Annotated in this window: 3 protein-coding genes; 2 read left to right on the top strand and 1 reads right to left on the bottom strand. The window is 47.5% G+C overall.

Features of this window, described 5'->3' with window-relative positions; all coding sequences use genetic code 11:
• Positions 1-9 precede the first annotated feature (9 nt).
• The gene (locus ACG2E4_RS18365; RefSeq protein WP_395277500.1) at positions 10-294 is read right to left on the bottom strand and encodes a hypothetical protein; all 285 of its coding nucleotides are present in this window, start codon (positions 292-294) and stop codon (positions 10-12) included.
• A gap of 444 nt (positions 295-738) precedes the next feature.
• Here ACG2E4_RS18365 and ACG2E4_RS18360 point away from each other — a divergent pair, with 444 nt between their 5' ends.
• Together ACG2E4_RS18360 and ACG2E4_RS18355 are read left to right on the top strand one after the other, a co-directional pair.
• The gene (locus tag ACG2E4_RS18360) at positions 739-996 is read left to right on the top strand and encodes a DUF4258 domain-containing protein (RefSeq protein WP_395277499.1); all 258 of its coding nucleotides are present in this window, start codon (positions 739-741) and stop codon (positions 994-996) included.
• Between the two features lie 52 nt (positions 997-1,048).
• On the top strand, positions 1,049-1,294 hold the full coding sequence (locus tag ACG2E4_RS18355) for a type II toxin-antitoxin system MqsA family antitoxin (RefSeq protein ID WP_395277498.1): 246 nt from the start codon (positions 1,049-1,051) through the stop codon (positions 1,292-1,294).
• Positions 1,295-1,616: the final 322 nt, after the last annotated feature.

Here is a 1,616-nt window from a genome sequence, read left to right as displayed (position 1 = left end):
CGGTTTCTTTTAGCCGAAGCGGAGTGCCGCAAGGCGAATAAATCCCCAGTCGGCGATTTTTTTGGTTCGTTTTTTCATCGATGAAAAAATGAACAAGGAAAGATGATTAAGAAGCCTGAATGTGAAACAGGAGACGATTTCCCCAACCGAGGTGTCCCTTTTGGCTTGACCCAAAAGGAACCAAAAACTCAAGGCAGAGAATGGGGCACCCGCTGCCGCCTGTGCAGGCGTGGATGTTGATGGTCCGTTGCGCAAATTGCCCGCTATCAAAGTCCTCACCGGTGCAACATCCACAAACGCCGGCTTCGGCCTCCGCGCCCCATTCAAGGCCGGAAAAGACAGGATGTATATTTTGTAGCCCGTCCCTCGTCAGACAGAAATTCTTCCGGTCTTGGGCATGGTGCTATAACTCGTTCATATGAGATCCCCCCTTCGAAATTCATTATTCTTCAATCTACATTCATAATTCCATCCCCGGTCGTCCGTCGTCGTCCTTGTTGTATCTCGTGCAATAACACGTTAAAACCCATCTCCACCAAATTCCTTATGCTTCATCCATCAAAAAATTGACAATTCAGGTATAGATCATTAACTAGCAGAGCGTACACAAATCGGAGTAGACGACCGTCTGCCGCTTGTAACTGTTCCTCATGAACGTTGTGCGATCAGTCCAACAGCGGGCAGTAATACAGGGGAGCAGTGTGATAAGCGAGGCCTCTACACTGGACAAATATCGAAATGATAAAAGAATATATTCATAAAAGCGTTGACAGGGGACGTATAAGATGGCAGCGACATGCTTTGGAGCGGATGATGGAACGCGGTATTTTCAGAGACGATGTTAAAAAAGTTCTGACAGAAGGCGAGCTCATTGAAAAATATCCTGATGATCAGCCATTTCCGAGTGGACTTTTTCTCGGATTTCCAGGTGCCGATAATCAACCTCTTCACGTTGTTGCGACATTTGACAGCAAAACGAGTGGTGTTACGTTGTAACAGCATATCGGCCAGATTTGCAACACTTTGAACCGGATTTTAAAACCAGAAGATGATGGAAGCAAAAGATAAAACCCAGAAATGTCATACATGTGGAGGCACGATGGAGCAGGGAGAAACAACCGTGACAGTTGATTTTGGTTCCGGCGTCGTCGTTGTCCGCAATGTACCCGCTACCGTCTGCAGTCAATGTGGAATGGAGTGGATTGATGATGATGTGGCCGAAAGAATTGAAACAATCGTAAAAAATGCCCAAAATAAACACAGCGTTGTCGAAGTCCTTTCGTTATCGGCCTAGGAGAAAGCTGAGGTCAGGGAGACATTAACCAATGGAAAAATAGAGAAGAATTTAACTCTCTGGAGCGGAGTTCGTTTGTTGTCGCTGTTTAGGATCGTCGCCCGCCCCTCGTCAGACAGCACTTCTTCCGGTCTTGGACATGATGCTATAATTCGTTCATACGATCACCCCTTCGAAATTCACTATTCTTCAATCTACATTCCTCATTCCCCCTCCTTTCCGGCCTAGGATTTATGAGCCGCCCGGGACAAGCGCAGCGGCGGCGTGAAGAAAGAAACCGTGCAGGGCGGGGAGCAACGGCTGCACCCGGGATATCACAGCA

This window comes from Halalkalibaculum sp. DA384 (assembly GCF_043951955.1).
In the GTDB taxonomy this organism is placed as follows: domain Bacteria; phylum Bacteroidota; class Rhodothermia; order Balneolales; family Balneolaceae; genus JAMQKA01.
Note: the sequence above shows the minus strand (reverse complement) of the source record. Positions and strands in the feature narration are given on the sequence as shown.

What these genes read in the sequence shown, in the direction of transcription:
- ACG2E4_RS18355 (WP_395277498.1), top strand. Translation starts at nt 1,049, where the DNA reads ATGATGGAAGCAAAAGATAAAACCCAGAAATGTCATACATGTGGAGGC.
- ACG2E4_RS18360 (WP_395277499.1), top strand. Translation starts at nt 739, where the DNA reads ATGATAAAAGAATATATTCATAAAAGCGTTGACAGGGGACGTATAAGA.